The organism is Aeromicrobium senzhongii, assembly GCF_014334735.1.
Taxonomy (GTDB): Bacteria; Actinomycetota; Actinomycetes; order Propionibacteriales; family Nocardioidaceae; genus Aeromicrobium; species Aeromicrobium senzhongii.
Genome location: NZ_CP060587.1, coordinates 1,349,479 through 1,373,403 on the forward strand (window position 1 = coordinate 1,349,479; position 23,925 = coordinate 1,373,403).

Below are 23,925 nucleotides of genomic sequence, written 5' to 3' on the forward strand. Positions count from 1 at the left end.
GCTCGTACAGTGACCGACGGACTCTTTGACCTACCGGAGACGACCGGAGGTCCCCGGCGCGACTCGAGCGGATCCCTCGCAGGGAACGTCCACTCCAGCGCACCCCTCGCGGTGCGGATGCGGCCGCAGTCGCTCGACGAGCTGGTGGGGCAGCAGCACCTGCTGGCACCGGGCTCGCCGCTGCGCCGGATGATCGAGGGCAACGCGCCGCTGACCGTCCTGCTGTGGGGGCCGCCCGGCACCGGCAAGACGACGCTCGCGAGCCTGATCAGCCACCAGACCGACCGGCGCTTCGTCGAGGTCTCGGCGGTCAGCGCGGGCGTCAAGGAGGTCCGCGAGGTCATCGCCGGCGCGCGCCAGGCGCTGTCGCGGGGCAAGGAGACCGTCCTCTTCGTCGATGAGGTCCACCGCTTCAGCAAGGCCCAGCAGGACGCGCTGCTGCCCGGTGTCGAGAACCGGTGGGTCAGCCTCGTGGCGGCCACGACTGAGAACCCGCACTTCAGCGTCATCTCGCCGCTGCTGAGCCGCTCGCTGCTGCTCACGCTCCAGCCCCTGACCGACGACGACATCGCCGTCCTGCTCGACCGGGCCATGACCGACGAGCGGGGGTTCGGCGGCAAACTCACGATCGCCGACGACGCGCGCGACCACCTGGTGCGGCTCGCCGGTGGCGACGGCCGCCGCGGCCTGACCTACCTCGAGGCGGCCGCCGGAGCCGCCATCGATCAGGGCCACGCCGAGATCACCCTCGACGACGCGGCACTGGCGGTCGACAAGGCCGCCGTGCGGTACGACCGCCAGGGCGACCAGCACTACGACGTCACCAGTGCCTTCATCAAGTCGATCCGCGGCTCCGACGTTGACGCGGCGCTGCACTACTTGGCGCGGATGATCGAGGCGGGGGAGGACCCGCGCTTCATCGCCCGCCGGCTGATGATCCACGCCAGCGAGGACATCGGCATGGCCGACCCGACGGCGCTGCCGATGGCCACGGCCACGGCGCAGGCGGTCGCGATGATCGGCTTCCCCGAGGCGCGCATCCCCCTCGCGCAGGCGGTCATCCACCTCGCGACGGCGCCGAAGTCGAACGCCGTCATCCGCGCGATCGACGCCGCGATGGCCGACGTCCGGGCCGGCAAGGTCGGCGCGGTGCCACCGGCGCTGCGCGACGCCCACTACGCCGGGGCCAAGAAGCTGGGCCACGGTCACGACTACGTGTACCCCCACGACGACACCCGGGGCGTGGTGCCGCAGCAGTACGCGCCCGACGACGTCGACGGCTCGGACTACTACGAGCCGGGACCGCACGGGGCCGAAGGGGCGATCGCCGAGCGACTCGCCCGAATCCGCGCGATCGTCCGGGACCGGTAACCTCGTTCCCATGTCCGTGCAGTGGGTGATCCTCGTCGTCACGGCCGTGCTGGCCGTCGTCGCGGTCGTCGCTGCCGTCGTCACCGTGCGCGCCCTGCGCCAGATCAAGGCCGTGAATCGCGAGGCCCGCGAGGACCGAGCCGCCCTGGTCGTGACCGAGCCGGCTCCCGTGCCGGAGCCGGTGGCGCAGGTCGAGGAGGCGCCGTCGGCCGAGGTCGTCCGGGTCGTCGAGGGCCGCGTGATCGTCCAGCCGACCCAGGACCAGGTCGTCGCGGCCACCATGACCCGGCCCGCCGTGCGGCTCAACATCGTGGCCGCCGGGCTGGCGCACGCGCTGCGCCCCGAGAGCCGTGACCGGATCCTGGGGCTCATGCGTCGTGAGTACCGGGCCCGCAAGCGAGCGCGTCAACGTGCCGCGCGCGCGGCCGCCCGCGCCACCAACGGTCCGCCGCCCGCCGGCGGACGAGACTGGGTGGGCTCATGAGCGCCCGCGTCGTCTGGTTCGTCGCCGGTGCCGCCGCCGGCGTCTACTCCAGCGTCAAGGCCAAGCGTGCGGCCTACCGGCTGTCGATGCCGGGCCTGATCGACCAGGCCGCGGCCCTCGGCTCCGGGGTGCGAGCCTTCCGGGCCGAGATGCACGAGGGCATGAACGCCAAGGAGCACCAGCTGCGCACCCACGTGCTGGCCTCCGATCCCGAACTCCGGCTCGCCCTGCCCGAGCCCACCGAACCCTCTGAACCGAAGGAACTTCCCTGATGGAGACCGCTGAGATCCGGCGCCGATTCCTGTCCCACTTCGAGAACGCCGGCCACACGGTCGTGCCCTCGGCCCCGCTGCTGTTCGATGACCCGAACCTGCTGTTCGTCAACGCCGGCATGGTCCCGTTCAAGCCGTACTTCCTCGGCCAGGAGACGCCCCCGTTCGACCGTGCCACGAGCGTGCAGAAGTGCGTGCGCACCCTCGACATCGAGGAGGTCGGCAAGACCACCCGCCACGGCACGTTCTTCCAGATGAACGGCAACTTCAGCTTCGGTGACTACTTCAAGGAAGGTGCGATCCGGCACGCCTGGGAGCTCATCACCAACTCGGTCGACGACGGCGGCCTGGGCTTCGATCCCGACAAGATCTGGGTCACGGTCCTGCACACCGACACCGAGTCGCGCGAGCTGTGGAAGAAGGTCGCCGGGCTGCCCGACGAGCGCATCCAGAACCGCGGCCTGCTGGACAACTACTGGCACATGGGCGTCGAGGGTCCGGGCGGCCCCTGCTCGGAGATCTACGTCGACCGCGGCCCGCAGTACGGCCCCGACGGCGGTCCCGAAGCCGACGAGGACCGGTTCCTGGAGATCTGGAACCTGGTCTTCATGCAGGAGGAGATCACCAACGTCACCGCGAAGGACAAGTTCGACGTGGTGGGACCCCTGCCGCAGCAGAACATCGACACGGGCATGGGCCTCGAGCGCGTCGCGTACCTCCTGCAGGGCAAGGAGAACATGTACGAGATCGACGAGGTCTACCCCGTGATCGCCAAGGCCGCCGAGCTCAGCGGCCGGGCCTACGGGGCCGACCACGACGACGACGTGCGCTTCCGCGTCATCGCCGACCACGTCCGCAGCAGCCTGATGCTGATCGGCGACGGCGTCACGCCGGGCAACGAGTCGCGCGGCTACGTGCTGCGCCGCCTGCTGCGCCGCGCGGTCCGCTCGATGCGCCTGCTGGGCTACGACGACCCCGCGTTGCCCGAGCTGCTGCCGGTCAGCCTCGATCGCATGAAGGCGTCGTACCCCGAGCTGGAGACCGACTTCGCCCGGATCAGCCAGATCGCCTACGCCGAGGAGGAGGCGTTCCGCCAGACCCTGGGCAAGGGCACGCAGATCTTCGACGTCGCTGCGGGCGAGACCAAGAAGTCCGGCGGCACGGTGCTCAGCGGCGACCAGGCGTTCGCGCTGCACGACACCTACGGCTTCCCGATCGACCTGACGCTGGAGATGGCGCAGGAGCAGGGCCTGTCGGTCGACCAGGAGGGCTTCCGGGCGCTCATGGCCGAGCAGCGGGCCCGCGCCAAGGCCGACGCGAAGGCCAAGAAGGGCGTCCACGCCGACACGACGATCTACCGCCAGACGATCGACGCCTTCGGGCCGACGGACTGGCTGGCCTACACGAACCTCATCACCGAGTCCAAGGTGCTGGCGCTGCTGTCCGGCGGCGCGCAGGTCCCCGTCCTGTCCGAGGGACAGGTCGGCGAGGTCGTCCTCGACCGCACGGGCTTCTACGCCGAGTCCGGCGGCCAGAACGCCGACGCCGGCATGCTGCGCTGGGACGGCGGCCAGGCCGAGGTCCTCGACGTCCAGCGGCCCATCCGCGGTCTGGTCGTCCACCAGGTCCGGGTCCAGTCCGGCGAGCTGACCACGGGCGCCGACCTGTCCGCCGAGGTCGACCACGACTGGCGCCTCGGTGCCCGTCAGGCGCACTCGGGCACGCACGTCGTGCACGCGGCGCTGCGCGAGGTGCTCGGCCCGACGGCGCTGCAGTCCGGCTCGTACAACCGTCCGGGCTACCTGCGCCTCGACTTCGGCTGGGGCGGTGCGCTCGATCCCGAGCAGCTGCACCAGGTCGAGCACGTCTCGAACCGGGCCCTGCGCGAGGACCTGCAGGTCTCGCAGCACTGGATGAGCCTGCCCGAGGCCAAGGAGTTCGGTGCCCTGGCGCTGTTCGGCGAGACCTACGGGGAGCAGGTGCGCGTCATCGAGATCGGCGGCCCCTGGTCGCGCGAGCTGTGCGGCGGCACCCACGTCGAGCGCTCGAGCCAGATCGGCACCGTCGTCCTGACGTCCGACACGTCCGTCGGCGCCGGCCACCGCCGCGTCGAGGCGTTCGTCGGCATCGAGGGCTTCGAGTACCTCGCCCGTGAGCGCGACCTGGTCTCGCAGCTGACCGAGATGCTCAAGGCCAAGCCCGACGACGTGCCCGCGAAGGTCAACGACCTCGTCTCGCGCCTGAAGGCGACCGAGAAGGAGCTCGAGAAGATCAAGAGCGCTCAGTTGCAGGGTGCGGCCGGCGACATCGCCGCGGCCGCGGTGGACGTCGACGGTGTCGCGTTCGTCGGTCACCGTGCCGAGGGCGTCGGCGGCGGTGACGTGCGTCAGCTCGCGCTCGACATCCGTGGTCGCCTGCAGGACCGCCCCGCGGTCGTCGTGGTCGTCGGCACCGCCGGTGACAAGCCGTCGGCCGTCGTGGCGCTCAACCCGCAGGCGGTCGACCGTGGCCTCTCGGCGCAGCAGCTGATCACGGTCGTGGGCCAGCACATCGGCGGACGCGGCGGCGGCAAGGCCGACGTCGCCCAGGGCGGCGGCACGGACCTCGGTGGCATCGAGCCCGCGTTCGGCGCGGTCCGGGAGGCCCTGCGCGGATGACCTGGCGCCGAGGACGCCGGCTCGGCGTCGACGTGGGGGATGCCCGGATCGGGGTCGCGTCGTGCGACCCCGACGGGATGATCGCCACGCCGGTCGAGACGGTGCCCGCCGGACCGCAGTCGATCGCTCGTCTCGTGGCCCTGGCGCAGGAGTACGAGGTGCTCGAGGTCGTCGTCGGCCTGCCGCTCGGGATGTCGGGTCGCGAAGGCCCTGCCGCCGTCAAGGTGAGGGCGTTCGCCGACACCCTCGCGGCGGCGGTCCATGCAGCGATGCCGGGCGTTTCGGTACGGTTGGTCGATGAACGTCTCTCGACCGTGGCGGGCCAGGCCCAGCTGCACGCGAGCGGACGGACGACGAAGTCGTCTCGTGCGGTCATCGATCAGGCGGCTGCCGTGGTGATTCTGCAGTCGGCGATCGACGCCGAGAAGACGCGGGGGACCGCCTCCGGCGAGGTGGTCGCCGTGACTGAAGGGAACGACGGATGAGTGGTGGCGACGGCGGTCTGACGATGCTGACCGGACCGGAGGAGCCCCGGCCCTCCCGACCCGGTTCGCGGCGCAAGGCCGAGCCGCCCGCGAAGAAGAAGTCGGGCTTGAAGAACATCATCGCGCTCATCGCGGTGGCCGCGATCCTCGTCGGCGGCTACGTCGTCGTCACGAAGGTCATGGACCGCATGGGCGGCGCCGACGACTACTCCGGCTCGGGCACGGGCACCGTCGAGGTGACCATCCCCTCGGGAGCCAGCGGCATCGACATCGCCCGGATCCTGGCCAAGGACGACGTGGTCAAGTCCTCCGAGGCGTTCTACCAACTCAGTCTCAGCGACAGCCGCGCCCAGCAGGTCCAGCCGGGCACGTACCGGCTCCGCAAGCAGATGTCGGCCGAGGCCGCGCTGACCGTGCTGGTCGACCCCTCCGCCCGCATCCAGGCCAAGTTCACGGTCCCCGAGGGCGCCCGGGTCGGGCAGATCGTCGAGATCATCTCCAAGAACACCCAGCTGAAGGCCGAGGACCTCGAGGCCGCGCTCGACGATCCCGCCACGATCGGCCTGCCGGACTACGCGAACGGCAACCCCGAGGGCTACCTGTACCCCGAGACGTACTTCGTCGAGCCCGGTGATGATGCCAAGGCCGTGTTGTCGCGCATGGTCAAGCAGACGCTGAAGGTGGCCAAGGACCTCGACATCGGCTCGCGCGCCCCCGCGCTGGGCCTGTCGGGCGAGGAGGTCCTCACGGTCGCCAGCATCCTGGAGTACGAGGGCCAGAAGGACGAGGACTACGCCAAGATCGCGCGGGTCCTCTACAACCGCATCGAGCAGGGCATGCCGCTGCAGCTGGACTCGACGGTCTCGTACGTCAGCGAGCGCAAGGGCGATGTCTGGACGACGGCCGAGGAGCGCGCCAACCCGTCGCTCTACAACACCTACCAGCACGCGGGCCTGCCCCCGGGACCGATCGGCTCGCCCGGCGAGGCCTCGATCCAGGCGGCGCTCAACCCCGCCCAGGGTCCGTGGCTGTACTTCTTCGCCACGAAGGACGGCTCGGTCATCTACAACGAGGACTTCGGCAAGCACACGCGTGACTGTCAGGCAGAGTACGGCGCCGGTTCGTGCGGTGGCTGAGGTGAGGTGCGCCGTCGTCGGCTCGCCCATCGCCCATTCGCTGTCGCCGGCGATGCACCGGGCGGCCTACCGGCTGCTCGGCCTGGACTGGAGCTACGGCGCGTTCGACGTGCAGGCGGGCGAGCTCACCGAGTTCGTCTCCGAGCATCGTGAGGGATGGCGGGGCTACTCGGTCACGGCCCCGCTCAAGCGCGAGGCGGCCGCACTCGCCGCTCGGCGCGACCGGGAGGTCGAGGCCCTCGGGGTGGCCAACACGCTCGTCGCGATCGATGGTGGCTGGTCCGCGGTCAACACCGATGTCCCCGGCGCGGTCAACGCCCTGCGCGACGTCGGCGTGGAGTCGCTCTCGACGGTGCGCATCCTCGGCGCCGGCGCGACCGCGGCGTCCATGGCCCTGGCCGCTCTGCGGCTCGGCGCACGCGAGGTCGAGCTGCGCGTACGCGACCAGGCGCGGGCGGCCCGCACGGCCGCGGCGATCGAGCAGCTGGGGCTGGCCGTGTCGGTCGTCCCGTTCCACGTCGACGTGACCGAGTCCGTCGACCTGCTGGTCTCGACGGTGCCCGGCGCGGCGATCGCGGGGCACGAGCACACCTTCGTGGGCACGGCGGACGCGGTGTTCGACGTCGTCTACGACCCGTGGCCCACCGGGCTGATGGCGTCGGCGCAGTCCGAGGGCCGGCCGCTCGTGAGCGGCCTCGACCTGCTGGCCCACCAGGCTGTGCTGCAGATCGAGCTCATGACCGGCGAGGCGGTCCAACCGGACGTCTTGGTGACAGCGGCCATGGAGGCGCTCGCCAGCCGTTAGGGTGCACCTCGTGCCCGTCATGACGATCGTCGCCATCGTGCTCGCCGGTCTGCTGGGCGGGGTCTCTCCGCGCCTGCTGGCCCGCCTGCCGGAGCCGACCGCCGAGCCCGAGCCGGACATGCCCGAGAAGATCGCGTACGCGGTCCTGGGCTCCACCCCGAGGTTGGGCTTGTGGCTCGCGTTGGCCGCGGCCTTGCTCGCCGCGATCGCCGCCGCCACCATCACCGAGCCGAAGTTGCTGCCGGTGTGGATCCCGATCGCTGCGGCCACGCCCGTCCTGGCGTGGGTCGACTGGAAGGTGCACCTGCTGCCGTACCTGATCGTCGCGCCGCTGTACGTCGTCACCTGGCTGCTCGTCGGCGTCAGCGCGCTGGTGATGCGGGACGCCTCGGTGCTGCTGCACGCGCTGCTGGGCAACCTCGCGGTGTTCGGCTTCTACTTCGTCATGGGCCTCATCGGGCCGATGGGCTACGGCGACGTGCGGCTCTCCGCCGTGGTCGGCACGGCGCTGGGCCCGCTGGGCGTCATGGCCACGTTCTACGGGGTGTTCTTCGGCATGGTGATCGGTGCGGTGGTGGGCCTGGCGCTCGTCCGTGGCCGGCTCGGCACGAAGACGCCGATCGCGTTCGGTCCCTACCTGCTGCTCGGTGCGTTCGCCGCACTCTGGGTCTGACAGATGGGTGCGGGGCGGGTCTGAGACAATCGCCGCATGCTTCGTTGGTTGACCGCCGGAGAGTCACACGGCCCCGCCCTTGTCGCCACCCTCGATGGCCTGCCGGCCGGGGTCGAGGTGACCAGCAAGGAGATCCAGGCCGCCCTGGCGCGCCGTCGCCTCGGCTACGGCCGCGGCGCCCGCATGGCGTTCGAGGCCGATGAGCTCGAGATCATCGGCGGCATCCGCCACGGCCGCACGCTCGGCAGCCCCATCGCGATGCGCATCGGCAACAGCGAGTGGCCCAAGTGGGAGCAGGTCATGGCGGCCGATCCCGTCGACCCCGAGACGCTCGCCGGGCTCAAGCGCAACGCGCCGCTGACCCGTCCGCGACCCGGTCACGCCGATCTCGCCGGCATGCAGAAGTTCGACTTCGACGAGGCCCGGCCGATCCTCGAGCGCGCCAGCGCCCGCGAGACCGCCGCCCGCGTCGCCCTGGGCGAGATCGCGGCGCAGTTCATCGCCCAGACGACGGGCGCCACGATCGTGAGCCACGTCGTCGAGCTGGGCACCGTCAAGGCCCCCGCCGGTCTGCTGCCGCGCCACCGCGACGTCGAGCGCCTCGACGCCGACCCGCTGCGCTGCTTCGATCCCGAGACGTCGACCGCGATGGTCGCCGAGGTCGACGCCGCGCACAAGGACGGCGACACGCTCGGCGGCGTCGTCGAGGTCATCGTCGAGGGCCTCCCGCCGGGTCTGGGCTCGCACACGCAGTGGGACCGTCGCCTCGACAGCCGTCTGGCCGCCGCGTTGATGGGCATCCAGGCCATCAAGGGAGTCGAGCTCGGCGACGGCTTCGAGCTGGCGCGCACCCGCGGCTCGTTGGCGCACGACGAGATCGTCCCCACGCCCGACGGCATCCGGCGCGTCTCGGGCCGCGCAGGCGGCACCGAGGGCGGCATGACCACCGGCGAGCTGCTGCGCGTCCGCGCGGCGATGAAGCCGATCGCCACGGTCCCGCGCGCGCTGCGCACGATCGACGTCCAGACCGGCGAGGAGACCCGGGCGCACCACCAGCGCTCCGACGTCTGCGCCGTCCCCGCCGCCGGCATCGTGGCCGAGGCGATGGTCGCGCTCGTCGTGGCCGACGCCCTGCTGGAGAAGTTCGGCGGCGACTCGGTCCGCGAGACCGCGCGCAACGTCCGCACCTACCTCGAGAACCTGAGCTACCGGTGACCACGAGCCGTCCCGTCGTCGTGGTCGTCGGCCCGCCCGGGGCCGGCAAGACCACGGTCGCCGAGCTGCTGGCCGAGCGGCTCGGGGTCGAGGTCCGCGACACCGACCAGGACGTCGAGGCCGCCGAGGGCGAGAGCGTCCAGGACATCTTCGTCGGCCGTGGCGAGCCGGTCTTCCGCGAGTTGGAGGCGGCCGCCGTCGCCGAGGCGCTGCGCTCCCACGGGGGCGTGCTGGCGCTGGGCGGCGGCGCCGTGATGGACGCCGGCACCCGCGCGCTGCTGGCCGACCACACGGTCGCGCACCTCGACGTCGGCCTGGCTCGTGCGGCCGCCCGCGTCGGCATGAACTCGGGCCGCCCGCTGCTGCTGGGCAACGTGCGGGGCCAGCTCAAGGCGCTCATGGACGCCCGCCGTCCGCTGTACAACGAGGTCGCGACGTTCACCGTCGACACGAACGACCTCACGCCCGATGAGGTCGTCGACCGCGTCCTGGCCGAGTTGGGCCGATGACGCGCCGCGTCGCCGTCCGGACGGCCGAGCCGTACGAGGTCGTCGTCGGCCACCACGTCCTGGCCGAGCTCGGGACGCTCGTCCCCGACGACGCGCTGCGCGTCGCGATCATCCACGCCGCACCGGTCCGTGGCGTCGCCGAGGGCCTCGCCCTGCACCTGCCCGGTCGCGAGGTGCTGCTGATCGAGGCTCCCGACGGCGAGCAGGCCAAGACGGTCGAGTTCCTCGCCCACTGCTGGGACCAGCTGGGGATGCACGGCTTCACCCGCTCCGATCTGGTGATCGGCGTCGGGGGAGGGGCCACGACCGACCTCGCCGGGTTCGTCGCCGCCAGCTGGCTGCGCGGCGTCCGTTTCGTCACCGTGCCCACCACCGTGCTGGGCATGGTCGACGCCGCCGTCGGGGGCAAGACGGGGATCAACATCGCCGCCGGCAAGAACCTGGTGGGCGCCTTCCACGAGCCGATCGGCGTGCTGTGCGATCTCAGCACCCTGGTGGACCTGCCGGTCCGCGAGCTGCGCGGAGGACTGGCCGAGGTCGTCAAGTGCGGCTTCATCGCCGACCCCACGATCCTGACCGACGTCGAGGCCGCCCCCGACCGTGCGCTCGACCCGACCGACGACCTGCTCGCCGATCTCGTCACGCGGGGCATCGCGGTCAAGGCCCGCACCGTGGCCGGCGACCTGCGCGAGACGGGCGCCGACGGGTCCATCGGCCGCGAGGCGCTCAACTACGGCCACACCCTCGGGCACGCGATCGAGCGACACGAGAAGTACACGCTCCGCCACGGAGAGGCGATCAGCATCGGCATGGTGTTCGTCGCCGAATTGGCCCACCGCAGCGGCATGATCGACGACGCGCTGCTGGCCCGTCATCGTGCCACGCTGGAGCTCGTGGGCCTGCCGACGAGCTACGACGGAGCGACGTTCGAGGAGCTGCTCAGCGGCATGCGGCTGGACAAGAAGACCCGCGGCGACCAGCTGCGCTTCGTGGTGCTCGACGGGCTCGCCTGCCCGACGATCCTGGCCGGGCCCGACGAGTCGGTCCTGCGCGACTGCTGGGACGCCGTCCGTGGCTGACGACTCCCGCCTCGCGCGACTGCGCGGGCTGGTGGCCGAGAGCGGTCACGGCGCGATGTTCGTGTCGGACCTGGTGAACCTGCGGTACCTGACCGGCTTCACCGGATCGAACGGCGCGCTGCTGGTCCCGACCGAGCACGATCCGGTCTTCCTGACCGACGGGCGCTACCGCGACCAGGCGGCCGCCGAGCTCGGCGCCGCGGGTCTGGGCGACGTCGAGATCGTCGTCACCCGCGACCTCATCGGCGTCGCAGCAGGACGTGCGCCGGCCGACCTCGTGGCCGAGACGCACCTGATCGACGTCGACTCGTGGGAGAAGCTGGGCCGCCCCGAGGCCTCGGGACGGCTCGTCGAGCGGCTGCGAGAGATCAAGGACGACTCCGAGATCGCCGCGCTGCGCCGGGCCTGCGAGATCTCGTGCTCCGCTCTGGAGGCGCTGCTGATCGGGCCGCTGGCCGGGCGTACCGAGCGCGAGGTGGCCCGAGACCTGGAATGGCGGATGCTCGAGCTGGGCGCAGAGGACCGGGCGTTCGACACGATCCTGGCCTCCGGCGAGAACTCGGCCATCCCGCACCACCAGCCCACCGACCGCCAGCTGCGCGCCGGCGACCTGGTCAAGATCGACTTCGGTGCCCGGGTCGACGGCTATCACGCCGACTGCACCCGCACGGTGGTCATCGGCCCTGCCGCCGACTGGCAGCGCGAGATCCACGCCGCTGTGCGCGAGTCGCAGGCCGCGGGCCTCGACCGGCTCCGTCCCGGCGTCCCGGTGGCCGAGTCCAACACCGCCGCGCGCGGCTCCCTCGAGCGCGCGGGCTGGCTGGACGCCTTCACGACGGGCCTCGGACACGGCGTCGGACTGCAGATCCACGAGGACCCGTTCATCGCCGCGGCGCACCCCGGTAGACTTGCCAGCCGCACCGTCCTGACGATGGAACCGGGGATCTATCTTCCGGGTCGAGGGGGCGTGCGCATCGAGGACACGGTCCTCGTCACCGACCCCGACCATGGCGGTGAGCCGGATGTGCTCACCGACATGACCACCGAACTTCTGGAGATCGACTGATGGCAACCACGAACGACCTCAAGAACGGCATGGTGCTCAAGATCGACGGACGGCTGCTCGCCGTCATCGAGTTCCAGCACGTCAAGCCCGGCAAGGGCCCGGCCTTCGTCCGGACCAAGCTCAAGGACGTCGAGTCCGGCAAGACGCTGGACCGTACCTTCAACGCCGGCACCAAGGTCGAGACGGCCAGCGTCGACAAGCGCGACATGCAGTACCTGTACAACGACGGCACGAACTACGTCTTCATGGACACTGCGACGTTCGACCAGATTGAGGTCACGCCCGAGATCATGGGGTCCACCGTCGACTACCTGCTCGAGAACCAGGACGCCGTCGTCGCCACGAACGAGGGCCGCGTCCTCTACGTCGAGCTGCCCGCCTCGGTCGAGCTCGTCATCGAGCACACCGACCCGGGCCTGCAGGGCGACCGCTCCAGCGGCGGCACCAAGCCCGCGCGTCTCGAGACGGGCAAGGAGATCCAGGTCCCGCTGTTCATCGACTCCGGCGAGAAGATCAAGGTCGACACCCGCGACGGCAGCTACCTCGGTCGTGTGAAGGCCTGATGGGAGCACGCACCAAGTACCGCAAGCGGGCCCTGGACATCCTCTTCGAGTCCGAGTCCCGCGGTCTGTCGGCCGACGGCACCCTGGCCGACCGGCTGGAGGTCAACGACCCGCCGGTCAACCCTTACACGGTCTCGCTCGTCAAGGGCGTGGCCGCGCACATCGGCGAGATCGACGCCCTGCTGGCGGAGTACTCCGTCGGGTGGACGCTCGACCGCATGCCGGCCGTCGACCGCAACCTGCTGCGGATCGCGGTGTACGAGATCAAGTACCTCGACGACGTGCCCGACGCCGTGGCGATCAGTGAGGCCGTCGAGCTGGCGAAGGAGCTGTCCACGGATGAGTCGCCGCGCTTCGTGAACGGACTGCTCTCGAAGGTCTCCCAGGTCAAGACGAAGCCGGTGCCGCCGTCGGAGCCCTCGGAGCCCTCGGAGCCGACGGAGTAGCGTTCACCGCTTTCGCGAACCAGATGGTGCGGTGCGACCAGTCGCCGGACGGCGAGCGGTCGCCCGAACAGGCCAGGATGGCCAGCCGGCGCGGCCCGTCGTCGTTCTCGTAGCCGCTGTCGCGGCTGTCGGCGGGGACCTCGAACCGGCGCTCGACGCTGTAGCACTGGACCTGCCCCTCGCCGCGGACCTGCAGGATCGTGCCGTTGGACAGCTGGTCGAACAAGAGGTTGCCCAGCGCCGATCCGTCGGGGTAGGTGTGCGCGTTCACCAGGACGTGTCCCTGCTTCGAGCCCGGCAGCGGGCTCGGTGCGACGTCCCAGCCGAACTCCCACTTCCCCGACTGCGTCAGCGGCGGCACACCGGGCACGTTCTGGGCGTCGCGCTGCAGGGCCAGGACGGAGTATTCCTTGCCCTCGACCGAGATCGTCTCGGGCACGAACGCCCGGTCGGCGCCGCCGAGGCACGGATCCGGCTCGGGAGTCGGAGTCGTCGGCGGCCGCGACGGGAACGTCGGCAGGGTGGGCTGGGGTCCGGCGTCGAAGTCGTCGGAACGTTGGAGCACGGCGACACCCACGGCCGCCGCAGCCACCGCGACGAGCGCGGCGGCGAGGGTCAGTGCGAGCCGTCGGCGTGTCTTCGGAGCCACCCGATCAGCCTAGAAGAGGCCGCTGCCCACCGACTCCCCGGTGCGGATGCCTCCCGGAACCGCGAAGATCGCCGACCCGATGTGGCGGATGTACTCGTTGAGCGCGTCCTGCGCCAGGGACCGCTGCACGCCGATGAACTGCTCCGGTGAGCGCACGAACGCGAGGAAGAAGAGCCCGGCGTTGAGCTGGCCCAGATCGTTGTTGCCCTCGACGAAGTTGTAGCCTCGCCGCAGCATTCGCGCGCCGCCGTTCCGTTCGGGGTGGGCCAGCCGGACGTGCGAGTCCGCCGGGATCGCCGGGCCGCGCGCGGCCGTGGACACCACGTCGAAATCGGGCTCGGTGAACTCCGAGCCGCCCGACAGCGGGGCGCCTCGTGCCTTGTCGCGGCCGACGATGGCCTCCTGCTCCTCCAGTCGGACGCGATCCCACGACTCGATCAGCATCTGGATCTTGCGCGCGACCAGGAACGTGCCGCCGTTCATCCAGGCCTGGTCCGAGCCGTCGGCCCAGACCCACCTCCCGAGGTCGGCGTCGTCGTTGCTGAAGACGTTGGCCGTGCCGTCCTTGAAGCCGAAGAGGTTGCGCGGCGTCGACTGGGACTTCGAGGTGGTGGAGGTGCGCCCGTAGCCCAGTTGGGTCCAGCGCACCTGCGCCCGGCCGAAGGCGATCCGCGAGAGGTTGCGGATCGCGTGCACCGCGACCTGGGGGTCGTCGGCACAGGCCTGGATGCACAGGTCGCCACCACTGAACCGGTCCTCGAGGAGGTCGAACGCGAAGGACGGCAGGTCGACGAGCTCCTTCGGGCGCTTGCTCTCGAGGCCGAACCGGTTCGCCGCGAACAGGGTGGGGCCGAAGCCGAAGGTGAGGGTCAGGGCGTTGGCCTCGAGGCCCAGCGCCTCGCCGGTGTCGTCCGGCGGCTTGTACGGACCGCCGCCGGTGGCGCCCTCCGGCGAGACCTCGCGGCCCTGCGTCAGGCGCGCGGCGGCGTCGGTCCAGTCGGCCAGCAGCGACTTCAGGTCCTCGCGGGTGGCCGTGGAGGTCATGTCGAAGGACGCGAAGTACAGGTGCTGCTGGACCCGCGTCGTGATCCCGGCCTGGTGCCGGCCGTGGAACGGGACGACGGACTCCTGCGGCGCCGCGGCGTCGTCGTCACGGGCCACACCGGCTGCGAAGCCGCCCGTGACGCCGACGGCACCTGCTGCTCCGATCAGCCCGAGGGCCGATCGACGCGACCACCGACCGCCGGTCATGACTTCGAGACGCCCAGGACCGTGTGGGTCAGCTGCGACAGGGGCTCGCTCAGGGCGTTGAGCTGGGCACCGAGCTCGTTGCGCTGGGGCTGCTCGACCGTGTCGTACGAGACGAAGCCCTTCTCGTAGTCGCCGTGGGTCTTCAGCAGGGCGAACATGGCCGCGAACTGACGGTCGAGGTCGCTGACCAGCTGCTTGCCCTCGGCGCCCTTGCCCACGGCGATCTCACGCACCGAGGTGTAGGCGACCTGGGCGCCCTCGACGTTCGCGTGGAAGTCGTACAGGTCGGTGTGGCTGAACTCGTCCTCCTCGCCGGGGAGCTTGCCGTCGGGGGCGGCGACCTCGTCCAACAGGCCGATGGCCCCGTTGGTGATGTCGCCGATCGTCAGCACGAACTCGGGGGAGTGCACCTTGTCGTAGAGCGCCTGGATGTCGTTGACCAGTTGCGCCCCGAGCTCCTTGCGGCCGGCGGTGTCGAGCGCGGTGATCTTCTCGTCGGGGTAGTTCTTCCTCGCCTCGTCGAGCCACAGGTCCATCTCGATGCGGTGGAACCCGGTGAACGGCAGGTTCTCGGCCTCGGCGCCGGGCTTGCGGTAGTCGATCTTGGGGTCGAGGTCGCCGAACTGCTCGGCCGTGGGCTCGATGCGCTCGTAGTTGATCCGGGTGATCGGGAAGAGTCGGCGGGCCGTGTCGTCGTCACCGGAGGTGTACGCCGCGACGAAGTCCTCGACGTTCGCCACGAGCTCGCCGACCTGGTCCTTCGTGTAGGCGGTGTACGAGGCGACGGCCGCGTCGATGGCTCGCTGGTCGTCCTGGTCGACCACGACGTCGTCACCGCTGACGGTGAACTTCGCGTTGCCGACGCCATCGCCGACCATGCCGGGCTTGCACTCGGTGAAGTAGTCGCCGGGCTGGGCCTGGACCGTGAGGCCGCGCGAGGTGCCCGGCGCGATGTTCTCGACCTCGCCGATGATCCGCAGCTTGTCGCTGTCGAGCAGGTAGAACTCGGTGACCTTGTCGCCCTCGTTGGTGACGTCGAAGGTGATGGTGCCGCTGTCGGCCTTCGTCGCCGAGACCTCACAGCCGTCGGCGGTGCTCGTGACCTTGATGGCGTCGTCGGACGAGTCGGAGTTCTTCACGCAGGCGCTCAGGGCGAGCGCGCCCGTCAGGGCGACGGCCAGCACGGCGCAGCGGGGACGACGATTCATGCACGGGTTCCTTCGGTGGTGGTGGCGGGCTGCCTCGGCTTGCGGACGACGCGCGCGTACGCGGCGCCGACGACCGCCAGGTAGGTCGCCCACGCGGCGAGTTCGAGCTTGGTCATGTCGGGGGAGAAGCCGATCGTTCCCTTGAGCAGGGCGGCGGGCAGGCCCGACGGGTCGATGGTGTCGCTCAGCTGGAACGCCCACGCGGAGGCGCCCTGGGTCCACGGTCCGGGCAGGACGCCGGCCTCCTGCAGGTCGTGGACGCCGTAGGCGAGGATGCCCGCTGCGACGACGATCAGCAGGGCGCCGGTCCAGGTGAAGAACGTGGCGAGGTTGATCCGCACGATGCCCCGGTAGATGAGCCAACCGATGCAGACGGCGGTCAGCAGTCCGAGTACCGCGCCGACCCAGGCCAGGGGAGCGTCGCCGCTCGAGCGGACGGCGCTCCACAGGAACAGGGCCGTCTCGAGTCCTTCGCGGGCGACCGCGACGAAGCCGACGGCCACGAGTCCCCAGCCGGGCCCGTCGAGCCGCGCGTCGATCTGGTGCTCGAGCTCGCGCTTGAGCCCTCGGGCCGTGCGCGCCATCCAGAAGATCATCCAGGTGACCAGCGCGACGGCCAGGATCGACAGGGTGCCCCCGATGATCTCCTGCGCCTCGAACGTCAGCCCGTAGGTGCCGAACGTCAACAGGGCGCCCAGCCCCAGGGAGAGGGCGACCGCGATCACCACGCCGGCCCAGATCCGGGGCACGACGTCGTCGCGACCGATCTTGCGGACGTAGGCGATGAGGATGCCGACCACGAGGGAGGCCTCGAGGCCCTCGCGCAGGCCGATCAGGAACGTGCCGAGCATGATCCCCCCGTCGGACGCCGAAGTTAGGCGAGCCTCAGCAAACGTACATCAGCCCGGGGGTTGCGGGGAACCACTGACGGGACCTCCGCAGGTGCCCACTTCGTCGTCCGGACACCGCGCGGTCAGCGAGCCGGAGGTGCTTGGTCGACCTCCGTCCAGACCTCGGTCATCTCGCTGACCCGGTCACCGCGTGCGGTGATGAACGTCGCCACCTCGAAGTGCGCCAGCTCGCCGTCGTGGCGGCCCGTCACGTGGCACCGGGCGACCGCCCGGTCGTCGGAGGCGACGACGTCCTCGATGGTCAGGTGGTCGAATCCCGGGTATTCCGCGTTCAGTCGGATCCAGCCCTGACGATCGAAGGTCTCGCCGGTGTGCACGTAGCGACACGCGAAGTCCTCGTGCAGCAGCGGCTCGAGGTCGGACCAGGCCTGCGTGTCGATGGCCCGACACAGGCGGGTCAGCAGCTCTTCGGCGCTCATGGCGCCAAACTAGCGTTTCCGGGTCCGGACCATGGCGCACTCCGCAGGCCCCGCACTAGAGTCACGATCAGACGCCGGTGTGCGCAATGACGCGGACACCAGAAGAGGTCACCGGGTATCCCGGGGCTGCGGTCCTCCCGGCTCGATCACGAGCCCCGCTTCACCCCGCGCCGCCGAAGGGCCCGCCATGAACGACCTCCACCACCCCGCCACCGTCGTCCTGGTCCACGGACTGTGGATGACCCCCCGCAGTTGGGACCACTGGAAGACCTACTACGAGAGCCAGGGCCTACGCGTCCTGACTCCCGCCTATCCCGGATTGGAGATCGAGGTCGAGGCCCTGCGCCAGGCTCCGCAGGTCATCGCGGACCTGACGGTGCCGGAGACCGTCGATCACTTGGCCGAGGTGATCGGCCGGCTCGACGAGCCGCCGATCATCATGGGTCACTCCTTCGGTGGCACCCTGACGCAGCTGCTGCTGGCGCGCGGCCTCGGGGCGGCGGGTGTGGCCATCAACTCCGCGCCGACGGAGGGCGTACGCGTCAGCCCGCCGTCGCAGGTGAAGGCCCTCCTGCCGGCGCTGAGCCACCCGGCCACCCGCAAGCGCGCCTTCGGCTTCACGCCCGAGCAGTTCCACTACGCCTTCACCAACACCCTGACCGAAGAGCAGTCGCGCGAGGTGTGGGACACGTTCCACATCCCCGCTCCGGGCCACTGGATCTGGGAGTACGGGCTGATCGCGAACTTCAAGCCCGGTCACCAGGAGACGTGGGTGGACTACTCCGCCGATCGGGCGCCGCTGCTGTTCATCGCCGGGGGCAGCGACCACATCATGCCGCCCGCGGTGAACCGATCGAACGCGCGTCGCTACCGCCGGTCACCGGCCGTCACCGCGTACATCGAGCTCGAGGGCCGTGACCACTGGACGTGCGCGGCACCCGGCTGGGAGGCGGTCGCCGACCGGGCCCTCGCGTGGGCGCTGCGCACCAGTGGCGCCCGTGCGTGACCTCCGACTGTCCAAGTGCGCTCCGGAGGCTTAATGTCGTAAATCACACAGGAGAGCCGCGACGCCCCCCGGCCGGATTCCCCTTTCTCTCGAAAGGAATGTCCACGTGAGAATCACGCATGCCGGGGTCAGCCTGGCTTTGATGGCGGGAGCCGGCCTGATCGCCGTCCCGACGGCTTCGGCCGCACCTGCCGGGCCCACAGGCCCCGGAGGAGAACCACAGGGGGCCACCCCCGCCCACGTTCTGCCCAACCCGAAGGCAGAGAAGCAGGTCGCACTGCGGCAGGAGGCCTGGGCCAAGGTGCTCAGCGGGGAGGCGACTCCCCAGACGATCAAGGGCAACGAGGTGCTGAAGGTCGGGCGCGAGCCAGCGGCCGCCAGCCCGAACGCCCGGCGCCAGGCCACCGCGGACGAGACGCAGGACCAGTACGTCGAGCTCTCCAACGAGCGCACCGACAAGGTCTTCGTCCTGCTGGTGGAGTTCGGTGACCAGCGTCATCCGAACTTCCCCGACCGCGACACCGCGCCGAGCATCGTCGGACCGAGCCGCTTCGACGGACCTCGGTTCAACGAGATCCCGAAGCCCGGCCCGGACGACAACCGGACCCAGTGGCGCAAGAACTACACGAAGAACTACTTCAAGAACCTCTACTTCGGAGAGGGTGACGGCGTCGAGTCGCTCAAGACGTACTACGAGCGTCAGTCGTCGGGTCGGTACAGCGTCGAGGGCATGGTCACCAACTTCACGCGGGTGCCCTACAACCAGGCGCGCTACGGCCGCAGTGACGGCTACCCGTGCGGATCCAACGTGTGCAGCAACACCTGGAACCTGGTCTCGGACGGCATGACCCAGTGGGTCGCCGACCAGAAGGCGGCGGGCAGGACCGACGCGCAGATCCGCCGGACGGTGGCGCAGTACGACATCCGCGACCGCTACGACTTCGACGGTGACGGCAACTTCGACGAGCCCGACGGCTACATCGACCGCTTCCAGATCATCCACTCCGGCGGCGACCAGGCCGACAGTGACCCGATCTACGGCGAGGACGCCATCTGGAGTCACCGCTGGAAGGCGTTCCAGAACGGTGACGGCGTGTTCGGCCCCGAGGGCAACCTCGACGGTGGTGCGCAGATCGGCGACACCGGCCTCTGGGTCGCGGACTACACGATCCAGCCCGAGAACGGCGGCCTGTCGGTCGTCGCTCACGAGTACGGTCACGACCTCGGTCTGCCCGACCACTACGACACCTCGGCGTCGGGTGACAACCCGGTGAACTGGTGGACGCTGATGGCACAGAGCCGCGTGTCCGACACAGGCGACCAGGGGCTCGGCACCCGTGCCGCGGACCTGGGCGTCTGGGACAAGCTGCAACTGGGGTGGCTCGACTACGAGACGGTGGTCGCCGGCCAGACCCGGACGATCGACCTCGGCCCGCACGAGTACAACTCCGAGGACGCCCAAGGTGTCGCCGTCGTGCTGCCGGACAAGCAGACCGTCACGCCGTTGCCCACGCCGCCGCAGGGCAGCAGGCAGTGGTGGTCCGGTCAGGGCGACGACTACGAGTCCTCCATGTCCCGTGCCGACATCGCGGTGCCGGCCGGTGGCGCGACGTTGAGCCTGCGGACGCAGTTCAACATCGAGGAGGACTACGACTACGCGTGGTTCGAGGTCGAGGCTCCCGCCGGAAGCGGGAACTGGGTCCAGCTGCCCACGGCGGCCATCGACCCTGATGCCGAGGCCGATGCCGACGAGGTCGCGATCGACGGTGTCAGCAACGGTTACGCCTCCGTGTCCTACGACCTGGCGCCCTATGCCGGCCAGACCATCGGCTTCCGGGCTCGGTACCGGACGGACGGTGCGGTGCAGGGTCAGGATCCCGATCTGGGCTGGTCGGGTCTGTTCGTGGACGACATCCGGGTCACCGCCGGTGGCACGGTCGTCTTCTCCGACGGCGCCGAGACCTCACCCAACGGGTGGACGCTCGACGGGTTCAGGTCGGTGGGCGCCAGCATCACTGCCGCCACCGACCAGTTCTACCTCGCGAGCAACCGCGCGTACGTGTCCTACGACAAGTACCTGCGGACCGGGCCGTACCACTTCGGGTTCCCGGACCGGCCGAACTTCGCGGAGAAGTTCCCGTACCAGAACGGCCTGCTGGTGAACTACTGGGACGCGTCGTACACCGACAACAACACCAGCCAGCACCCCGGTGCGGGCCTGGTGCTGCCGGTGGACGCCAACCCGCAGGTGCTCTACAACCTGCAGGGTCAGCCGTGGCGCGGACGGATCCAGACGTACGACGCACCGTTCGGTCTGGAGAAGTCGGACTCGTTCTACCTGACGGCCGACGGTCGCCGGAGCTACATCCGTGGAGCGGCGGCCAAGCCGCTGTTCGACGACTCCGACCCGAACCGGTACTTCAAGCCGTTCGCGGACGCGGGTCAGCCGCGCACGGGTGTGAAGGTCGCCGGAGCGGGGGTGAAGATCCGGGTGCTCGAGCAGTACGGCACCTCGATGCGGATCCGGGTGCAGTGACCCGCACAGATCACTGAGGAGACGGCCGGTGCCGGGGGCTTTCACCCCCGGCACCGGTCGTTCCGCGTCCGTCAGTGCGTGACGGCTTCGAAGACCTTCTCGTCGCCCTCGTTCACGGCCTTCACGACGGCGTCGTAGTCGCCCTTGTCGATGGCCTTGTCGATCTTCTTGGCCGCCTTCTTGACCGCCTTGTCGACGCGGTCCAGGTAGAGGTCGTCGACGACGGCCACCAACGCCGAGGAGCCCGGCGGCAGCCATTCCTCGGCGTCCACGCCGATCTTCTTCTCCTCATGTCGCTTCGCGATGGCGCCCGCGCCGGCGCCGATGGCGGCACCGATCACGCCGGACAGCAGCAGGTGCGGCGCGAAGAGCCCGACCACGAGGCCGCCGACGGCGCCGACGGTGGTGCCCGCGGCGACCACGCGGCCGCCGTGTTCCTCGACCTTCGTCTGCCCCGACGCGTCGCGCGACAGCACGACGCCGGCCACGACCAGGTCGTCGGTGTCCTTGATCGCCTCGAAGTCGTCGGCTGCGGATGCGGTGTCGTCGTACGTCGCGACGAACAGGGTGTAGTTGTGCTCTGACATGCTGGGCCCCCATGGGCGGTGGACGTCTGTTGGACCACCTCGAGATGTCGACCGGGCGGCTGCTCGGCCGATGAGATCGACGGAGGAGCGCCGTGCCGATGTGAGGTCAGCCAGACCATCCGCCTCCTTCGACGGTAAGTCGGGTGATGGGCTGCCGCCTCCCCGCCGCAGCGCCCACAGGATCGGGGTGAAGCCGGCCAGCGTGCGCCCTGGCCCTGGCCGAGCTGGGGGAGAGACGAGCGCTTCGCGAAGCTCGGGCCGATTCCTGGTGGGATGCTCGCGCGCAGGGGATGATGGCGCGCATGAGAGCTGCGGTGTACGACCGGTACGGCGGACCGGATCAGCTCCAGGTGCAGGACGTGCCCGTGCCGTCTCCATCGTCGGACCAGGTGCTCGTCCGGGTCGAGGCGACATCGGTGAACCTGAGCGACTGGGAGTGCCTCACGGGTTCGCCGATCTATGCGCGGCTCGGTGGCCTGCGCCGTCCGGCGCGCAGGACACTCGGGTCGGACATCGCCGGTGTCGTCGAGCGGGTGGGCGAGAGCGTGACCCGCTTCCGGCCCGGGGATCAGGTGTACGGCGACAACCTGGCGCTCAAGGGCGGCTTCGCCGAGTACGCAGTCGCCCCGGAGTCCGCGCTGGCCCAGGTGCCGGACGGCCTCGGCTTCGCGGAGGCGTCCACGATCCCGCAGGCCGGTGCCATCGCCTGGCAGGGCACCGAGAAGGTGGGACCCGGTGCGCGGGTGCTGATCAACGGAGCCGGAGGCGGGTCGGGCTCGTTCGCGATCCAGCTCGCGAAGCGGCGCGGTGCCCACGTCACGGCCGTCGACCACGGGACGAAACAGGAGTTCATGCGCTCGCTGGGCGCCGACGAGGTCATCGACTACGAGCACGAGGACTTCACCCGGACGTCCCAGCCCTACGACGTCGTCCTCGATCTGGTCGCCCATCGGTCGCCGCTGGCGTACCGCCGCGCGCTCTCACGCGGTGGGACCTACCGCTGCGTGGGCGGCTCGGTGGGCACGCTCCTGGGCGTGCTCACCGTCGGCGCGGTGGCCGGTGCGGTCACCGGCCGTTCCCTCGGCGTCCTCGCCGTCAAGCAGGGACCCGCCTTCTTCGAGCCGATCAGCGCACTCGTGGCAAGCGGTGAACTGAACACCCACACCGAACGGGTCTTCTCCCTCGAGCAGGTCGCGGACGCCCTGGCCCACGTCGGCGAGGGGCGTGCCCGAGGCAAGGTCGTCGTCGTGCCGTGAGCTCCGGGGACAATGGGCGCATGGTTGTCCTGACTCCCGCCAACGCAGACAACTGGCGCGCCATCGCTCGCGTCCGAGCCGCGGCGGGACAGCGCGAGTGGGTGGCCGACTCGACGTACTACCTGTGCCTGTCGGCGTACGGCGACCTGTGGCGCTCCTACGCCGTCGAAGCCGACGGCGCGACTGTCGGACACGTGATGTGGGCCGTGGACCCCGATGACGGCAGCCACTGGATCGGCGGCCTCGTCATCGACTCCGAGCACCAGCGCCGTGGCCTGGGTCGAGCGACCGTTCAGGCGCTGCTCGATCTGTGGGAGCGCGAGGAGCCGTCCCTGTCCGGTACCCCGTACCGGGAGGCCGCCCTGTCCGTGTCGCCGGACAATCAGGCCGCGATCGGTCTGTACCGGTCGCTCGGGTTCGTGGAGACTGGCGAGATGGAGGACGACGAGATCGTGCTGCGCCGGCCGCGGGCCTGACGCGGTGACCGGCGACGTCAGCGCTCTCACGGTCCGGCCGGCCCGGCACGATGACCAGCCCACGCTCGAAGCGTGGTCGAGCAGGGAACCGGTGGAGTGGGTCGACCGAGCCCGTCTCTCAGCCGAGCTGGGGACACGGAACTACCGGTACGAGTGGTCGTGGATCGCTGAGCGCGGTGACCGCCCGGTCGGCCGCGCCCTGTGGTGGGGGAGCGAGAATGCCGAGCGCCCGGTGACTCTCGACTGCCTCCTCGTCGCGGAGTCCGAGCCCCGTCCCGACGAGGTCGGCGCCGCGCTGATCCGTGCCGGGATCGCCGACTTCGGGGCCGGCCCGGAGTTGGAGTTCAACGTCGACGTCGACGTCCGGTGGACGCAGAACCCGGCCGCGACGCCGCGTCCGCAGCGGCCTCGGCGGCTCGGCTTCCGGCCCGGGACCGACGACGAGTTCCGAACCCTGTTCGCGGCGGTCGCGCCGGGCAGCCTCGATGCCCACACCCTCGCGATGGTGGCGGAGCAGGGCGTCGATGCGCTGGCCGACGACGATCTGCAGTTCTACCTCTCCCTGCCGGGCAGCCGCGACGCCTGGCGGATCGCGACTCTCGCCGACGGCACGACGGTCGGCTTCACGATCGCGACCAGGACGGCCTACGACGCCAGCATCAGCTACCTCGGTGTCCTGCCGGAGCACCGCGGGCGCGGGTTCGTGGACGAGCTGCTGGCGCAGATGGTCCACCTGCACCACGACGACGGGGAGCAGCGCATCGTGGGAACGACCGACGCCGCGAACGCTCCGATGGCCGCCGCCTTCGGGCGCGCCGGGTTCGAGACGACGCGGGTGCGGATCGTCCACGCCCGGTAGGCCGAA

The 23,925-nt window shown here is 70.5% G+C and carries 25 protein-coding genes; 19 read left to right on the top strand and 6 right to left on the bottom strand.

Annotation, left to right across the window (positions count from 1 at the left end; genetic code table 11):
* Window positions 1-9: 9 nt before the first annotated feature.
* The 14 genes from H9L21_RS06800 to nusB are packed head-to-tail and all read left to right on the top strand — an operon-like array spanning window position 10 to window position 12,761.
* The gene (locus H9L21_RS06800; protein WP_222865871.1) at window positions 10-1,371 is read left to right on the top strand and encodes a replication-associated recombination protein A; all 1,362 of its coding nucleotides are present in this window, start codon (window positions 10-12) and stop codon (window positions 1,369-1,371) included.
* 10 nt (window positions 1,372-1,381) lie between these two features.
* Window positions 1,382-1,855, top strand: a complete 474-nt coding sequence (locus tag H9L21_RS06805) for a hypothetical protein (protein WP_154595155.1) — start codon at window positions 1,382-1,384, stop codon at window positions 1,853-1,855.
* Window positions 1,852-2,127 carry a DUF6167 family protein gene (locus H9L21_RS06810; protein ID WP_154595154.1) on the top strand — a complete coding sequence of 92 codons (276 nt, stop codon included), beginning with the start codon at window positions 1,852-1,854 and terminating at the stop codon, window positions 2,125-2,127. The genes H9L21_RS06805 and H9L21_RS06810 overlap by 4 nt, the downstream gene beginning before the upstream one ends.
* Window positions 2,127-4,784: an alanine--tRNA ligase gene (gene alaS, locus H9L21_RS06815; protein WP_154595153.1), complete on the top strand. Its 2,658-nt coding sequence runs from the start codon at window positions 2,127-2,129 to the stop codon at window positions 4,782-4,784. The genes H9L21_RS06810 and alaS overlap by 1 nt, the downstream gene beginning before the upstream one ends.
* A complete protein-coding gene (gene ruvX / locus H9L21_RS06820; RefSeq protein WP_154595152.1) occupies window positions 4,781-5,269 on the top strand; it encodes a Holliday junction resolvase RuvX in 489 nt (162 codons plus the stop codon). The genes alaS and ruvX overlap by 4 nt, the downstream gene beginning before the upstream one ends.
* Window positions 5,266-6,405, top strand: a complete 1,140-nt coding sequence (gene mltG / locus H9L21_RS06825; RefSeq protein WP_154595151.1) for an endolytic transglycosylase MltG — start codon at window positions 5,266-5,268, stop codon at window positions 6,403-6,405. The genes ruvX and mltG overlap by 4 nt, the downstream gene beginning before the upstream one ends.
* The gene (locus H9L21_RS06830) at window positions 6,398-7,210 is read left to right on the top strand and encodes a shikimate dehydrogenase (protein WP_154595150.1); all 813 of its coding nucleotides are present in this window, start codon (window positions 6,398-6,400) and stop codon (window positions 7,208-7,210) included. Before mltG ends, H9L21_RS06830 begins: the two co-directional genes overlap by 8 nt.
* A 19-nt stretch (window positions 7,211-7,229) precedes the next feature.
* A complete protein-coding gene (locus H9L21_RS06835; RefSeq protein WP_230081381.1) occupies window positions 7,230-7,883 on the top strand; it encodes a prepilin peptidase in 654 nt (217 codons plus the stop codon).
* A gap of 36 nt (window positions 7,884-7,919) precedes the next feature.
* Window positions 7,920-9,098: a chorismate synthase gene (gene aroC / locus H9L21_RS06840; RefSeq protein ID WP_154595148.1), complete on the top strand. Its 1,179-nt coding sequence runs from the start codon at window positions 7,920-7,922 to the stop codon at window positions 9,096-9,098.
* Window positions 9,095-9,607 carry a shikimate kinase gene (locus H9L21_RS06845; protein ID WP_187411882.1) on the top strand — a complete coding sequence of 171 codons (513 nt, stop codon included), beginning with the start codon at window positions 9,095-9,097 and terminating at the stop codon, window positions 9,605-9,607. The genes aroC and H9L21_RS06845 overlap by 4 nt, the downstream gene beginning before the upstream one ends.
* Entirely contained in the window at window positions 9,604-10,686 is a 1,083-nt protein-coding gene (gene aroB, locus H9L21_RS06850) for a 3-dehydroquinate synthase (protein ID WP_154595147.1), read from the top strand. Before H9L21_RS06845 ends, aroB begins: the two co-directional genes overlap by 4 nt.
* On the top strand, window positions 10,679-11,752 hold the full coding sequence (locus H9L21_RS06855; RefSeq protein ID WP_187411883.1) for a M24 family metallopeptidase: 1,074 nt from the start codon (window positions 10,679-10,681) through the stop codon (window positions 11,750-11,752). The genes aroB and H9L21_RS06855 overlap by 8 nt, the downstream gene beginning before the upstream one ends.
* Window positions 11,749-12,315: an elongation factor P gene (efp, locus tag H9L21_RS06860; protein ID WP_255467504.1), complete on the top strand. Its 567-nt coding sequence runs from the start codon at window positions 11,749-11,751 to the stop codon at window positions 12,313-12,315. Before H9L21_RS06855 ends, efp begins: the two co-directional genes overlap by 4 nt.
* A complete protein-coding gene (nusB, locus tag H9L21_RS06865) occupies window positions 12,315-12,761 on the top strand; it encodes a transcription antitermination factor NusB (RefSeq protein WP_154595145.1) in 447 nt (148 codons plus the stop codon). The genes efp and nusB overlap by 1 nt, the downstream gene beginning before the upstream one ends.
* Here the strand turns inward: nusB and H9L21_RS06870 are convergent.
* From H9L21_RS06870 to H9L21_RS06890, 5 genes are all read right to left on the bottom strand, one after another.
* Entirely contained in the window at window positions 12,703-13,410 is a 708-nt protein-coding gene (locus H9L21_RS06870; RefSeq protein WP_154595144.1) for a class F sortase, read from the bottom strand. The two genes, nusB and H9L21_RS06870, sit on opposite strands and share 59 nt — an antisense overlap.
* A gap of 9 nt (window positions 13,411-13,419) precedes the next feature.
* Window positions 13,420-14,661: an iron uptake transporter deferrochelatase/peroxidase subunit gene (efeB, locus tag H9L21_RS06875; RefSeq protein WP_154595143.1), complete on the bottom strand. Its 1,242-nt coding sequence runs from the start codon at window positions 14,659-14,661 to the stop codon at window positions 13,420-13,422.
* Window positions 14,658-15,869: an iron uptake system protein EfeO gene (gene efeO / locus H9L21_RS06880; RefSeq protein WP_154595142.1), complete on the bottom strand. Its 1,212-nt coding sequence runs from the start codon at window positions 15,867-15,869 to the stop codon at window positions 14,658-14,660. Before efeO ends, efeB begins: the two co-directional genes overlap by 4 nt.
* Window positions 15,866-16,720: an iron uptake transporter permease EfeU gene (gene efeU, locus H9L21_RS06885; RefSeq protein WP_154595141.1), complete on the bottom strand. Its 855-nt coding sequence runs from the start codon at window positions 16,718-16,720 to the stop codon at window positions 15,866-15,868. The genes efeO and efeU overlap by 4 nt, the downstream gene beginning before the upstream one ends.
* Before the next feature lie 122 nt (window positions 16,721-16,842).
* Complete coding sequence (locus tag H9L21_RS06890; protein WP_154595140.1) at window positions 16,843-17,199, bottom strand: nuclear transport factor 2 family protein; 357 nt, start codon at window positions 17,197-17,199, stop codon at window positions 16,843-16,845.
* A gap of 187 nt (window positions 17,200-17,386) precedes the next feature.
* On the opposite strand from H9L21_RS06890, the gene H9L21_RS06895 reads away from it, so the two are divergent.
* Window positions 17,387-18,205, top strand: coding sequence for an alpha/beta hydrolase (locus H9L21_RS06895; protein WP_154595139.1), 819 nt, complete (start codon window positions 17,387-17,389; stop codon window positions 18,203-18,205).
* A 142-nt stretch (window positions 18,206-18,347) separates the two neighbouring features.
* Window positions 18,348-20,741, top strand: coding sequence for an immune inhibitor A domain-containing protein (locus H9L21_RS06900; protein WP_154596202.1), 2,394 nt, complete (start codon window positions 18,348-18,350; stop codon window positions 20,739-20,741).
* A 71-nt stretch (window positions 20,742-20,812) separates the two neighbouring features.
* Here the strand turns inward: H9L21_RS06900 and H9L21_RS06905 are convergent, their stop codons facing one another.
* A complete protein-coding gene (locus H9L21_RS06905; RefSeq protein ID WP_154595138.1) occupies window positions 20,813-21,328 on the bottom strand; it encodes a DUF1269 domain-containing protein in 516 nt (171 codons plus the stop codon).
* A 302-nt stretch (window positions 21,329-21,630) separates the two neighbouring features.
* On the opposite strand from H9L21_RS06905, the gene H9L21_RS06910 reads away from it, so the two are divergent.
* Genes H9L21_RS06910 through H9L21_RS06920 form a run of 3 tightly spaced genes read left to right on the top strand, consistent with a single transcriptional unit; the run spans window position 21,631 to window position 23,919 of the window.
* Complete coding sequence (locus tag H9L21_RS06910; RefSeq protein ID WP_154595137.1) at window positions 21,631-22,584, top strand: NAD(P)-dependent alcohol dehydrogenase; 954 nt, start codon at window positions 21,631-21,633, stop codon at window positions 22,582-22,584.
* A 20-nt stretch (window positions 22,585-22,604) separates the two neighbouring features.
* Window positions 22,605-23,060: a GNAT family N-acetyltransferase gene (locus H9L21_RS06915; protein WP_154595136.1), complete on the top strand. Its 456-nt coding sequence runs from the start codon at window positions 22,605-22,607 to the stop codon at window positions 23,058-23,060.
* A 4-nt stretch (window positions 23,061-23,064) separates the two neighbouring features.
* Window positions 23,065-23,919, top strand: a complete 855-nt coding sequence (locus H9L21_RS06920) for a GNAT family N-acetyltransferase (RefSeq protein WP_154595135.1) — start codon at window positions 23,065-23,067, stop codon at window positions 23,917-23,919.
* Window positions 23,920-23,925: the final 6 nt, after the last annotated feature.